Consider the following 12,581-nt stretch of genomic DNA (forward strand, 5'->3'; position numbering starts at 1 on the left):
CTATGCAACCTTTACTGCGCGTAGAGCATCTGAGCAAAACCTTTGTGCTGCACAACCAAAGCGGCGCCGCGCTGCCGGTATTGCAGGACGCCAATCTTGACGTCAGCGGCGGCGAATGCGTGGTGCTGCATGGCCGCTCCGGCAGCGGCAAATCCACGCTGCTGCGCGCGCTGTACGGCAACTATCAGGCCAACAGCGGTCACATCTGGCTGCAACATCAGGGCGAATGGATCGACATGGCCAACGCGCCCGCCCGCCAGATTCTGGCGATTCGGCGCCACAGCGTTGGCTGGGTCAGCCAGTTTTTGCGTGTCATCCCACGCGTGCCCACGCTGGAGATCGTGATGCAGCCGCTGCTGGAGCGCGGCACCGAGCGCGCCTTCTGCGAAAAGCGCGCCAAAGAGCTGCTGACGCGCCTCAATGTGCCGGAGCGTTTATGGTCACTGGCGCCGTCCACCTTCTCCGGCGGCGAACAGCAGCGCGTTAACATCGCACGCGGCTTTATCGCCGACTATCCGGTGCTGCTGCTGGATGAGCCAACCGCCTCGCTCGACAGCGCCAACAGCGCTGCGGTGGTGGAACTGATTGAACAGGCGCGCGCCCGCGGTGCCGCCATTGTCGGAATTTTCCATGACGAAGCGGTGCGCGCACGCGTGGCCGATCGCCTGCACGTCATGCAGCCAATGCAAGCAGGAGCAGAAGCATGATCGTCAACAACGTCCAACTGGTGCTGGAAAACGAAGTGGTAACGGGATCGCTGGAAATCCGTGACGGGCGCGTCGCCAGCTTTAGCGACAGCGTCAGCCAACAGCCGGGCGCGCTGGATGGCGAAAACGCCTTCCTGCTGCCGGGGTTGGTGGAGCTGCACACCGATAACCTCGACAAGTTCTTTACGCCGCGCCCGAAGGTGGATTGGCCCGCCTATTCGGCGATGAGCAGCCACGATGCGCTGATGGCCGCCAGCGGCATCACCACGGTGCTGGATGCGATTGGCGTCGGCGACGTCCGCGATGGCGGCCATCGTCTGGATAATCTCACCAAAATGATCGACGCGATTCAGGACAGCAATCGCAAAGGCATTAACCGCGCCGATCACCATTTGCATCTGCGCTGCGAGCTGCCGCACAACACCACGCTGCCGCTGTTTGAAGCGCTGATCAACACGCCGGAGCTGTCGCTGGTGTCGCTGATGGATCACTCGCCGGGCCAGCGCCAGTACGCCTCGCTGGAGATGTATCGCACCTATTATCAGGGCAAATATCAGCTCAACGACGAGCAGATGGATCAGTTTGAGCGTGAGCAGTTGGCGCTGGCCGCCGAGTTCTCCACGCCTAACCGCAACGCCATCGCCAGCTTGTGCCGTTCACGCGGCATTCCGCTGGCCAGCCACGATGATGCCACGGCGGCGCACGTTGCCGAATCGCATGAGGTCGGCAGCGCCATCGCCGAATTTCCCACCACGCTGGAGGCGGCACGCGCATCACGCAACTGCGGCATGCAGGTGCTGATGGGCGCGCCCAACATCGTGCGCGGCGGTTCGCACTCCGGCAACGTGGCGGCGGCAGAACTCGCCAGCCACGGCCTGCTGGATATTCTCTCCTCCGACTACTATCCCGCCAGCTTGCTCGACGCGGTGTTCCGGCTGGTGGCCGATGAGCGCAACACGCTGACGCTGCCGCAGGCGGCCGCGCTGGTGACCCGCAATCCGGCGCGGGCAATTGGCCTGCACGATCGCGGCCGCATCGCCGAAGGACTGCGTGCCGATTTGGTGCTGGTGCATACCGATCATGGTCATTCGCACATTCGTCACGTCTGGTCGCAAGGCAAGCGGGTGTTCTGATGGCGCGCCTGGTCTGGCTTACCGGGCCTTCGGGCGCGGGAAAAGACAGCCTGCTGAACGCGCTGCGCGAGGCGCCGCCGGAGAATCTACTGATCGCCCATCGCTACATTACGCGCGCCGCCGATGCGGGCGGCGAGAACCATGTGGCGCTAAGCGAAGCCGAGTTTCGACGGCGTGAGGCGCTGGGGTTGTTCGCCGTCAGCTGGCAGGCGCACGGCATGTATTACGGGCTGGGCGAGGAGATCGATCTGTGGCTGGCGCGCGGAATGGACGTGCTGGTGAACGGTTCGCGCCTGCATCTGCCGATGGTGCAGCAGCATTACGGCACGCAGCTGCTGCCGCTGGTATTGCAGGTTTCGCCAGCGGTGCTGGAAGCGCGTTTGCGGCAGCGTGGGCGCGAGTCAGAAGCGGAGATCGCGCAACGGCTGGCGCGTGCCGCCGAACCGCTGCCCGCGCACTGTTATGCGTTGAATAATGATGGTGCGTTGAGCGAAACACTGCTATCGCTGCGCCAGTTGCTGACCGATCCAGCCGCTGTCACCGTTTAATCATTTTACTGTCATCAAGCTTTCATCCGTTTTGCCCGTAATAGCGTGCAATCAACAGCTCAGAAGAGATGGAGTGCAACATGGCACAGGCATTACTGAAAACCGTTGTCGACAATCCCTTCCCGCACGTTACCGGGCAGGGCAACAAGGTGCTGTCGGTGCAGGGATTGTGCAAAGCGTACGGCGCCAACCAGGTGCTGGATAACGTCAGCTTCGATCTGCATGCGGGCGAGCTAGTGGCGGTGATTGGCCGCTCGGGCGCAGGCAAATCGACACTGTTACACATGCTCAACGGCACCATCAGCGCTTCGCAGGGCGCGATCCTCAGCAATCGCCACGGCGAAGTGGATCGCGATGTGGTGACGCTGAACAGCCGCCAGATGCGCGAGTGGCGCAGCGAATGCGGCATGATCTTCCAGGACTTCTGTCTGGTGCCGCGCCTCGACGTGCTGACCAACGTGCTGCTGGGTCGTTTAAGCCAGACCTCGACGCTGAAATCGTTCTTCAAAGTCTTCTCCGAAACCGACCGCGCCCGCGCTATCGAACTGCTGCAGTGGATGAACATGCTGCCGCAGGCGCTGCAGCGTGCGGAAAATCTCTCCGGCGGCCAGATGCAGCGCGTAGCGATTTGCCGGGCGCTGATGCAGAACCCGCGCATCCTGCTGGCGGACGAACCGGTGGCGTCGCTCGATCCGAAAAACACCAAGCGCATCATGGATGTGCTGCGTCAGGTGAGCGAGCAGGGCATCAGCGTAATGGTGAACCTGCACTCAATTGAATTGGTAAAAAGCTACTGCACCCGCGTCATCGGTATTCAGCGCGGCAAAGTGCTGTTTGATGGACATCCTTCCCGGTTGACCGACGGCCTGATGCATGAGCTGTACGGCGACGAAATTAACCAGCTCTACTAACTCCCACGGCAAGAGAAAATCTAAGAATGAAACTGACTTCTTTAGCTTTACTGACTATTGCGATGGCATTTGGCGCAAACGCAGCGGATGCACCAAAAGAGTTGAACCTCGGGATTCTTGGCGGCCAGAATGCCACGCAGCAGATTGGTGATAACCAATGCGTGAAAGATTTCTTCGATAAAGAGCTGCAGGTGGATACAAAACTGCGCAACTCGTCTGACTATTCAGGCGTGATTCAGGGCTTGCTGGGCAACAAAATCGACCTGGTGCTGAGCATGTCGCCCGCCTCGTTTGCCTCGGTTTATCTGCAGAACCCGAAAGCGGTGGATGTGGTGGGCATCGTGGTGGACGACAAAGACGGTTCGCAGGGTTATCACTCAGTGGTGATCGTGAAAGCCGACAGCCCGTACCAAAAGCTGGAAGACCTAAAAGGCAAATCGTTCGGCATGGCCGATCCGGATTCCACTTCCGGCTTCCTGATGCCGAACCAGGCGTTCAAGAAAGAGTTTGGCGGCACGGTGGACGATAAGTACAACAACACCTTCTCCAGCGTCACCTTCTCCGGCGGTCACGAGCAGGACATCCTCGGCGTGCTGAACGGCCAGTTCGAAGGCGCAGTAACCTGGACGTCGCTGATTGGTGACCGCGAGACCGGTTATACCTCGGGTGCCTTTGGTCGTTTGATTCGTATGGATCATCCAGACCTGATGAAGCAGATCCGCATTATCTGGCAGTCGCCGCTGATCCCGAACGGTCCGATTCTGGTGAGCAACAATCTGCCCGCTAACTTCAAAGCGAAAGTGGTGGCCACCATCAAGAAACTGGATAAAGAAGATCACGGCTGCTTTGTTAAAGCGGTTGGCGGTGCCCAGCACATCGGCCCGGCTACCGTGGCGGATTACCAGAATATCATCGATATGAAGCGTGATTTGATGAAGGGTACGCGCGGTTAGTTGTGGTGGGGTGCTTGCTGTTACCTTCCTCGGTCGGTGCTCGCTGTCCCCCTCCTTGGTCGGTGCTGGCTGTCCCCCATCCCGGCCTTCCCCCACAAGTGGGGGAAGGAGATGCTGCCACATGCGACTTCGGAGCTGCATTTTGCAGCATCTTCCTCCCCCATTAATGGGGGAGGACCGAGGAGGGGGACAGCGAGCACCATCCAGCGAGCACCATCCAGCACGAACCCTCCCAACCAACAGGAATCCCCCCTTGACCGATTTCGAACACTACTACCAACGCATCCGCCGCCAGCAAAAGCGCGACTCGCTGCTGTGGTCGCTGCTGTTACTGGCGCTCTATCTGGCCGCGGGCAAGATGGCGGAATTTAACCTGCTCACCGTCTGGCAGTCGCTGCCACACTTTTTCGATTACATTGGCGAAACCCTGCCGGTGCTGCATCTCCCGCTGCTGTTCGCTGACGGCAAAACCGAGGGTTCGCTGGCCTATTGGGGCTATCGCCTGCATTTCCAGCTGCCGCTGATCTGGGAAACCTTACAACTGGCGCTGTCGTCCACCATCATAGCGGTGGCGGTGGCTGGCGTGCTGGCGTTCTTCGCCGCCGACAACACCCAAACGCCACGCAGCCTGCGCATGGCGATCCGCGCGTTTGTCGCCTTCCTGCGCACCATGCCCGAACTGGCGTGGGCGGTGATGTTCGTGATGGCGTTTGGCATTGGCGCCATTCCCGGCTTCCTTGCGCTGGCGCTGCACACCGTCGGTAGCCTGACCAAACTGTTCTACGAAGCGATTGAGAGCGCCTCGGATAAACCGGTGCGCGGCCTCGCGGCGTGCGGTGCCAGCAAACTGCAACGCATGCGCTTTGCCTTCTGGCCGCAGGTCAAACCAACGTTTCTCTCCTACAGCTTTATGCGTCTGGAGATCAACTTCCGTTCCTCCACCATCCTCGGATTGGTGGGCGCGGGCGGTATCGGGCAAGAGCTGATGACCAATATCAAACTCGATCGTTACGATCAGGTCAGCATCACGCTGTTGCTGATCATTGTGGTGGTGTCGCTGCTGGATACGCTATCCGGCTGGCTGCGTCGCCGCGTAGTGGAAGGAGACGCAGCATGATCGCCTTAGCGCCGGATGTCGCCAAACTCAAGCAGGAGCATGCCGCCCTGTTTGCTGCGCAAAATCGCTATCTGCGCCGCGTTGCGCTGGTGGCGCTGGCCATCGCGCTCTATTACCTGTTCTTTTTCGAGTTTTTTGGCATTGAGTGGAGCCGTTTTCTCATCGGCTGCCAGCAGCTTAGCCGCTATTTCCTGCGCATGTTTGTCTGGCAGGACTTCCTCAACTGGCCGTTTGCTTACTACTTCACACAGGTCGGGATTACGCTGGCAATTGTGTTTTCCGGCACGTTGACCGCGTCACTGATCGCCTTGCCGGTCTCGTTCCTGGCGGCGCGCAACGTGATGCACGATCCGCTGAAGCGTCCGATTGCGCTGGTGGTGCGTCGCGTACTGGATGTGCTGCGCGGCATCGATATGGCGATTTGGGGGCTGATCTTCGTGCGTGCCGTCGGCATGGGACCGCTGGCTGGCGTGCTGGCGATCGTGATGCAGGATGTCGGCCTGCTCGGCAAACTCTACGCCGAAGGGCACGAAGCGGTGGAGCGTTCGCCGAGTCGCGGTCTCAGCGCGGTAGGCGCGAACAGCCTGCAAAAACATCGCTACGGCATTTTCACTCAATCGTTCCCGACCTTCCTCGCGCTCAGCCTGTATCAGATTGAGTCCAACACCCGCTCCGCAGCGGTGCTGGGCTTTGTTGGCGCTGGTGGCGTCGGCTTGGTGTATGCCGAGAACATGCGTTTATGGAACTGGGATGTGGTGATGTTTCTGACCCTTATTCTGGTGGCGGTGGTGATGATTATGGATGTGGTCTCCAGCAAGCTGCGCAAGCGTTACATCACGGGGAAAGGGGTGCCGTTGTGGCAGCCTGCCGCGCGCGACTGAGCCGTTCACTGCGCTGCCAGGCGCGCTCCAGCGCCTGCACCAGCTGCGCCTGATGCCAGGGTTTTGCCAGCCGCTCACACAGCGGCAGCGTGACCTGCGTCTGGCGCAGATCCTGACCGCTGATCAACACCGTTGCCAGATGCGGCCACTGCGCCTGCGCCTGGCGAATCACATCCGCGCCGTTAATGCCGCCCGGCAGCATCAAATCACTGATTAACAGATCGATATCCGGCGTCTGGCGCAGCAGCCTCAGCGCGCTTTCGCCGTCGCCACACTCCAGCGTCAGATAACCCAGCTGATGCAGATGTTCGCACAGCGTTTGCCGCACCGTCGGTTCATCATCCAGCACCAACACCAGCCGATCGTTGCTGGCCTGCGGCACCAGCGGCGGCGGCACGCTGAGCGGTTGCGCCGCTTCGGGCGCGCGCGGCAATAATAGCCGCACGGTGGTGCCTTGTCCCGGCGCGGTTTCCAGCTCAATCTGGCCGCCGGATTGCCGCACAAAGCCATACACCATCGATAAGCCCAAACCGCTGCCGCTGCCGATGGCTTTGGTGGTGAAGAACGGCTCAAACACCTGTTCACGCACCTCGGCCGACATGCCGCATCCGTGATCGATCACTTCAATGGTAACGCGATCGCGCTTGCCGTCGGCTTCCTGTTTACGCTGATTCCAGATACGCAGGCGGATTTCGCCGCTCTGCTGCGCCATGGCATCGCGCGCGTTGACCACCAGATTGATCAGCGCGTTCTCCAGCTGTCCGGCATCGATCCACGCTGGCCAGCCGGGACGCTGCGCATCAATCACCAGTTGCTGGCCGGGCAGCAGCGCGTGCTGCAGCAGCGAATGCAGATTATCCACCAGCTCCACCACCGACACCGCGCGCGGGTAGAGCGCCTGCTTGCGTGAGAAGGCCAGCAAGCGCTGCGTCAGCTGCGCCGCACGGTCGGCGGCCTGACGCGCACGCTCGATACGGCTGGCGAGCGTGCCGGGCGGCAGCTGATCGACGGTTAACGCCAGGCTGCCAATGATCACCGCCAGCAGATTATTGAAGTCGTGCGCCAGTCCGCCGGTCAGCTGTCCCACGGCTTTCATCTTCTGGCTGTGCAGCAGCGCTTCCTCCAGCGCCTTGCGCGTGGTGCGCTCCAGCACGGTATTTACCATGCCGCGCCGCGGCACCGGGCTGAAGCGCAGCTCCAGCGTGCGGCCATCCGCCAGCCGTACTTCCTGCGCATCGGCTAATCCGTTGAGCTCGACATCAACGCGTTTGAGTAGCTGCTGATAGTGCAAACCGCGATGCAGTTCACGCGGCGCGATGCCGAGCAGCTCGGCATATTGCGCATTCCATACCACCAGCTGACCGCTGTTATCGAACAGCGCAAAGCCGTCGCGCATGGCGAGAAAGGTCGATTCCAGCTGGTTGCTTTTCTCTTTTAGCAGGCGCGACGTGTGCGCCAGCGACGCGGTATTGCGCGCAAACACGTTGAAGGCGCGCGCCAGATCGCCCAGCTCATCGCGCCGCGCCAGGCCCGGCACGTTGACGCTCTTTTCACCCTGCGCCAGCCGCGTCATGGCGTGGGCGATGGCGGTCAGACTCGAACCGAGATTGCGGTAAATGTAGTAACCGGCGTAACCGGTGATCAGCAGCGCCAGCAACATAAACAGGCCGATAAAGCCGATGATCGAATCCAGCTCTTCATGCGTCACCGCGCTGCGGGCGTCACTCTGTTGCGCCACCAGCTGCACGTAATGGGTGATGTCATCGTTGAGCATCGCCACCAGCGCTTTGATGCGATAAGTCGCGTAGGCGATGGCGATATCACTCTGCTCCAGCTGCTGCGCCACCGGCTGCAAATCCGTGCTGGTGGCGATCAGCCGCTGCACCTGGGTATTCAGCGCGCCGTTAAGCCTTAACGCTTGCCACTGGCGCAGCACCGAAGGCAATTGCTGCACTGCGGCCTGCGGCGCGCTGGATTGAATCGCCACGCTGAATAAGCTGTGGGTTTGCTGGCGCAGCGCGGCAGAAGGGGAATCGGTGCGCGTTAGCAGGTCAATGCGATTGAGTAACAGCTGCGATTGCCACAAGCCGCTTAGCATCACGTTGCGCTGCAGATGGCGCTGATGCCCGGCGCGCAGCAACTGATTGATGGTTTGTTCCAGCGTCTGGCTGCGCTCACGAATACGCGCTAGCAGCTGCGGCTGCTGTGCCGCCAGCGGCGCATTTGCCAGCAAGCTCAGCGACTGTTGCAGCTCCCGCTGCGTTTGCTGCAGGCGCGCCGATTCGCTTTGATACTCCAGCGCACCGACCACCTGCGATAACCGCACCGCTGCAATGGCCACATTGGCGGTGTCGCGCGCCAGCGCCAGGCTGCCGTTCATATCGGCCAGCGTTTGTGCCTGCGCCTGTTCCTGAATGTGACCTGCGTGGCGAAATCCAAAAATCGCGACCAGGCTCACCGCCAGCGTCACTGACATCACCAGCAGATTAAACAGCAGCAGACGACTGCGCGCGCCCGCGTGCCAGTGCAGACTGTGACTCATGGCTGCCACTCCTTACCGCTCAACTGCTGGCGAGTATAGAAGCGCGATCGGGGCGAAATATGACAAATATGAATGGCCGCTGACATTTTCCATTTATCTAAGCAGGTTTTACTCGCTGCAACCTTTGCCAGCAGGAGTCTGTAAATGGATGCCACACCGATACTCTCCATGCGGGGAATCACCCGACGCTTCGGCAACTTCTATGCGCTAAAGGGCGTGGATCTCACGGTCTGGCCCGGTGAAGTGCATGCGCTGATGGGCGAAAACGGCGCGGGCAAAAGTACTTTGATGAAAATTCTGGCCGGCGCCTATACCGCCAGCAGCGGGGAAATTCTTATCGACGGCCAGCCGTATGTCATAAAAGGCCCAAAAGAGGCGTTGGCGGCGGGCATCACCCTGATTTATCAGGAGATCAATCTGGCACCCAATTTGACGGTGGCGGAGAACATCTTTCTCGGCAGTGAAATCACGCGTGGAGGCCTGGTGAAGCGTCGCCAGATGGCGGAAGAGGCGCAGCGGGTGATTGATCGCCTGGGTGCGCAGTTCAGCGCCACCGATCTCGTGAGCCGCCTGAGTATTGCCGAGCAGCAGCAGGTGGAAATCGCCCGCGCGCTGCACCGCAACAGCCGCATTCTGGTGATGGATGAGCCGACTGCCGCACTCTCCAACCGTGAAACCGAGCAGCTGTTTGCGCTGATTAAACGGCTGCGTAGCGAAGGCATGGCGATCATCTACATCAGCCATCGCATGGCGGAAGTGTATGAGCTATCGGATCGCGTGAGCGTGCTGCGCGACGGGCAGTACGTCGGCAGCCTGACGCGCGAGCAGCTCAACGCCAGCGAGCTGGTGCGCATGATGGTCGGGCGTCCGCTCAGCGATCTGTTTAACAAAGACCGCGATATTCCGCTCGGCGACATCCGTCTCGCCGTCAATCACCTGTGCGACAAACACAAAGTGCGTCCCAGCAGCCTGTCGGTACGTGCCGGCGAGATTGTCGGGCTGGCGGGGCTGGTCGGTGCCGGGCGCAGCGAACTGGCGCAGCTGATTTTTGGCGTGCATCAACCGAGCGGCGGTGAGATCTGGATCGACGGCGTGAAAGTGCAGATTCACTCGCCGCGCGACGCCATCGCACGCGGCATCGGTTTTCTCACCGAGAACCGCAAAGAGCAGGGCTTGTTCCTTGAACTGGCGGCGCAGGACAACATTGTGATGGCGACGCTGGAGCGCGATGCCAGCTACGGCCTGCTCAATCGGCGCAAAGGGCAGAAGATTGCCAGCGAGGCAATTGATGCGCTGAACATCCGCGTGCCGCATGCGCAGGTGCGCGCGGGCGGCTTGTCCGGCGGTAATCAGCAGAAGCTGCTGATTTCACGCTGGGTGGCGATTGCACCGCGCATCCTGATTCTCGATGAGCCGACGCGCGGCGTTGATGTCGGCGCCAAGAGCGAAATCTACCGCATGATGCAGCAGATGGCGCAGCAGGGCGTGGCGATTTTAATGATCTCCAGCGAGTTACCGGAAGTGGTGGGCATGAGCGACCGCGTTTATGTGATGCGTGAAGGCGCCATCGCCGGTGAGTTGAGTGGGGCAGAGATTAGCCAGGAAAACATTATGACACTGGCCACCGGCGCGCAGCCGGTTCAGGCCTGAGGAGAGCGCAATGACCAGTGAATCCGCACGCGTAAAAAGTCCCACCCTCAAGCGCGCGTTAATGAGTGACCTGCTGCAAACCGTCGGCATCCTGCCGATTTTGATCCTGATCGTGGCGGTATTTGGCTTTGTCACGCCGAACTTCTTCACCGAGGGCAATCTGCTCAACATTACGCGTCAGGCCTCGATCAATATCGTGCTGGCGGCGGGCATGACCTTTGTCATTCTCACCGGCGGCATCGATTTGTCGGTGGGATCGATGCTCGGCACCACGGCGGTGGTGGCGATGGCGGTGTCGCTCGATCCGGCATTTGCGTCACTGACGATCCCGGCGGCGTTAGGTGCCGGGCTGATTATGGGGTTATTCAACGGCATTCTGGTGGCGTGGGCGGGGCTGCCGCCCTTTATTGTCACGCTTGGTACCTACACCGCGATGCGCGGCGCGGCTTATCTGCTGGCCAACGGCACCACGGTGATCAACTCCGACATCAACTTTGAGTGGATAGGCAACGGCTATCTCGGGCCGGTGCCGTGGCTGATCATCATCGCTTTTGCGGTGATCGCGCTGTGCTGGTTCATTCTGCGCCGCACTACCTTAGGCGTACACATTTATGCCGTTGGCGGCAACGTGCAGGCGGCGCGCCTGACCGGCATCAAAGTCAGCGTGGTGCTGCTGTTTGTCTACGCCATGAGCGGCTTGCTGTCGGGGCTGGCCGGATTGATGAGCGCCTCGCGGCTCTACAGCGCCAACGGCAACCTTGGCGTCGGTTACGAGCTGGATGCGATAGCGGCGGTGATCCTCGGTGGTACCAGCTTTGTCGGCGGCATCGGCACCATCACCGGCACGCTGATTGGTGCGCTGATTATCGCCACGCTGAATAACGGGATGACGCTGATGGGCGTCTCCTATTTCTGGCAGTTAGTGATTAAGGGCGCGGTGATCATTATCGCGGTGTTGATCGATAAGTACCGGACGCGGCATCACGTGGGTTGAGTTATATCGTGCTTGCTGTCCCCCATCCCGGCCTTCCCCCATAAATGGGGGAAGGAGATGCTGCCACATGCAGCTTCCACACTCACATTTTGCAGCATCTTCCTCCCCCACTTGTGGGGGAGGACCGAGGAGGGGGACAGCGAGCACTAATCATAAAAAACCAAAAAGCAGGAGAACATCGACTATGCGTTTTAATCCGATTCTAACCGGACTGCTGGCGGCTACGCTTCTGAGCGCGCCATTGGTGCAGGCCAAAGAGCTGAAATCCATTGGTGTGACCGTCGGCGATCTCGCCAACCCGTTCTTCGTGCAGATCACCAAAGGTGCGGAGCTGAAGGCGCGTGAACTGGCGGGCGACAAGGTCAACGTAACGCTGGTCTCCAGCGGCTACGATCTCGGCCAGCAGGTGGGGCAGATTGACAACTTCATCGCCGCTAAAGTGGACATGATCATCCTTAACGCCGCCGATTCCAAAGGTATCGCGCCCGCGGTAAAACGTGCGCGTGATGCCGGGATTGTGGTGGTGGCGGTCGACGTGGCGGCAGACGGCGCTAACGCCACTATCACCTCCGATAACACCGCCGCCGGCGCCATGGCGTGTAAATACATCTCCGACCGCCTGAAGGCCAAAGGCAACGTGGTGATCATCAATGGACCGCCGGTTTCTGCGGTGCAGAACCGTGTCGAAGGCTGCATGACCGAGCTGAAAACCCATCCGGACATCAAGCTGCTCTCCTACAACCAGAACGCCAAAGGCAGCCGCGAAGGTGGCCTCGAAGTGATGACCGGCCTGCTGTCGGCCAATCCAAAGATTGATGCAGTGTTCGCGATTAACGACCCAACGGCGATTGGTGCCGATCTGGCGGCGAAACAGGCGCAGCGCAATGAGTTCTTTATTGTCGGCGTCGATGGATCGCCAGACGGTGAAGAGGCGCTAAAACGCAAAGGCTCGCTGTTCGTGGCCACGCCAGCGCAGGACCCGCAGGTGATGGCGGCGAAAGCGGTGGAGATCGGCTATGACATCCTGCAGGGCAAGCCCGCGCCGGATAAGCCGGTGCTGATTCCGGTGACGATGATCGATCGTAACAGCGTCAGCAGCTACAAGGGCTGGACGGTGAAGTAAGCAGCCGCGGTCCCTCACCCTA

The 12,581-nt window shown here is 60.4% G+C and carries 11 protein-coding genes; 10 read left to right on the top strand and 1 reads right to left on the bottom strand.

Annotated features, from left to right (window positions below; all coding sequences use genetic code 11):
• Positions 1-2 precede the first annotated feature (2 nt).
• The 7 genes from phnL (at position 3) to phnE (ACFQW4_RS22560) (ending at position 6,250) form a co-directional block, all read left to right on the top strand.
• The gene (gene phnL, locus ACFQW4_RS22530; protein ID WP_240632910.1) at positions 3-707 is read left to right on the top strand and encodes a phosphonate C-P lyase system protein PhnL; all 705 of its coding nucleotides are present in this window, start codon (positions 3-5) and stop codon (positions 705-707) included.
• On the top strand, positions 704-1,840 hold the full coding sequence (phnM, locus tag ACFQW4_RS22535) for an alpha-D-ribose 1-methylphosphonate 5-triphosphate diphosphatase (RefSeq protein ID WP_350260857.1): 1,137 nt from the start codon (positions 704-706) through the stop codon (positions 1,838-1,840). The genes phnL and phnM overlap by 4 nt, the downstream gene beginning before the upstream one ends.
• The gene (gene phnN, locus ACFQW4_RS22540; protein ID WP_350260856.1) at positions 1,840-2,388 is read left to right on the top strand and encodes a ribose 1,5-bisphosphokinase; all 549 of its coding nucleotides are present in this window, start codon (positions 1,840-1,842) and stop codon (positions 2,386-2,388) included. Before phnM ends, phnN begins: the two co-directional genes overlap by 1 nt.
• Positions 2,389-2,468: 80 nt before the next feature.
• The gene (phnC, locus tag ACFQW4_RS22545; protein WP_350260855.1) at positions 2,469-3,299 is read left to right on the top strand and encodes a phosphonate ABC transporter ATP-binding protein; all 831 of its coding nucleotides are present in this window, start codon (positions 2,469-2,471) and stop codon (positions 3,297-3,299) included.
• A gap of 26 nt (positions 3,300-3,325) precedes the next feature.
• Positions 3,326-4,252, top strand: coding sequence for a phosphonate ABC transporter substrate-binding protein (gene phnD / locus ACFQW4_RS22550; RefSeq protein WP_192233486.1), 927 nt, complete (start codon positions 3,326-3,328; stop codon positions 4,250-4,252).
• Between the two features lie 253 nt (positions 4,253-4,505).
• Positions 4,506-5,369, top strand: a complete 864-nt coding sequence (gene phnE, locus ACFQW4_RS22555; RefSeq protein WP_377727769.1) for a phosphonate ABC transporter, permease protein PhnE — start codon at positions 4,506-4,508, stop codon at positions 5,367-5,369.
• Complete coding sequence (phnE, locus tag ACFQW4_RS22560) at positions 5,366-6,250, top strand: phosphonate ABC transporter, permease protein PhnE (RefSeq protein WP_377727772.1); 885 nt, start codon at positions 5,366-5,368, stop codon at positions 6,248-6,250. Before phnE (ACFQW4_RS22555) ends, phnE (ACFQW4_RS22560) begins: the two co-directional genes overlap by 4 nt.
• On the opposite strand, the gene ACFQW4_RS22565 is transcribed toward phnE (ACFQW4_RS22560), so the two are convergent.
• On the bottom strand, positions 6,204-8,792 hold the full coding sequence (locus tag ACFQW4_RS22565) for an ATP-binding protein (RefSeq protein ID WP_377727775.1): 2,589 nt from the start codon (positions 8,790-8,792) through the stop codon (positions 6,204-6,206). The two genes, phnE (ACFQW4_RS22560) and ACFQW4_RS22565, sit on opposite strands and share 47 nt — an antisense overlap.
• Positions 8,793-8,936: 144 nt before the next feature.
• Between ACFQW4_RS22565 and ACFQW4_RS22570 the strand changes: the two genes are divergently transcribed.
• The 3 genes from ACFQW4_RS22570 (at position 8,937) to ACFQW4_RS22580 (ending at position 12,559) form a co-directional block, all read left to right on the top strand.
• Positions 8,937-10,442 carry a sugar ABC transporter ATP-binding protein gene (locus ACFQW4_RS22570; RefSeq protein ID WP_101762810.1) on the top strand — a complete coding sequence of 502 codons (1,506 nt, stop codon included), beginning with the start codon at positions 8,937-8,939 and terminating at the stop codon, positions 10,440-10,442.
• 10 nt (positions 10,443-10,452) lie between these two features.
• Complete coding sequence (locus ACFQW4_RS22575) at positions 10,453-11,436, top strand: ribose ABC transporter permease (protein WP_101762809.1); 984 nt, start codon at positions 10,453-10,455, stop codon at positions 11,434-11,436.
• A gap of 184 nt (positions 11,437-11,620) precedes the next feature.
• Positions 11,621-12,559 carry an ABC transporter substrate-binding protein gene (locus ACFQW4_RS22580; RefSeq protein ID WP_101762808.1) on the top strand — a complete coding sequence of 313 codons (939 nt, stop codon included), beginning with the start codon at positions 11,621-11,623 and terminating at the stop codon, positions 12,557-12,559.
• Positions 12,560-12,581: the final 22 nt, after the last annotated feature.

Origin of the sequence: Pantoea sp. GCM10028869, assembly GCF_042666835.1 — a bacterium.
Taxonomy (GTDB): domain Bacteria; phylum Pseudomonadota; class Gammaproteobacteria; order Enterobacterales; family Enterobacteriaceae; genus Pantoea; species Pantoea leporis.

Bases quoted from the DNA above. Each gene is read 5' to 3' on its own strand.
- phnL (WP_240632910.1), top strand. From the start codon at position 3: ATGCAACCTTTACTGCGCGTAGAGCATCTGAGCAAAACCTTTGTGCTG.
- phnC (WP_350260855.1), top strand. From the start codon at position 2,469: ATGGCACAGGCATTACTGAAAACCGTTGTCGACAATCCCTTCCCGCAC.
- phnM (WP_350260857.1), top strand. From the start codon at position 704: ATGATCGTCAACAACGTCCAACTGGTGCTGGAAAACGAAGTGGTAACG.
- phnE (WP_377727772.1), top strand. From the start codon at position 5,366: ATGATCGCCTTAGCGCCGGATGTCGCCAAACTCAAGCAGGAGCATGCC.
- ACFQW4_RS22565 (WP_377727775.1), bottom strand. From the start codon at position 8,792: ATGAGTCACAGTCTGCACTGGCACGCGGGCGCGCGCAGTCGTCTGCTG.
- phnD (WP_192233486.1), top strand. From the start codon at position 3,326: ATGAAACTGACTTCTTTAGCTTTACTGACTATTGCGATGGCATTTGGC.
- ACFQW4_RS22575 (WP_101762809.1), top strand. From the start codon at position 10,453: ATGACCAGTGAATCCGCACGCGTAAAAAGTCCCACCCTCAAGCGCGCG.
- ACFQW4_RS22580 (WP_101762808.1), top strand. From the start codon at position 11,621: ATGCGTTTTAATCCGATTCTAACCGGACTGCTGGCGGCTACGCTTCTG.
- ACFQW4_RS22570 (WP_101762810.1), top strand. From the start codon at position 8,937: ATGGATGCCACACCGATACTCTCCATGCGGGGAATCACCCGACGCTTC.
- phnN (WP_350260856.1), top strand. From the start codon at position 1,840: ATGGCGCGCCTGGTCTGGCTTACCGGGCCTTCGGGCGCGGGAAAAGAC.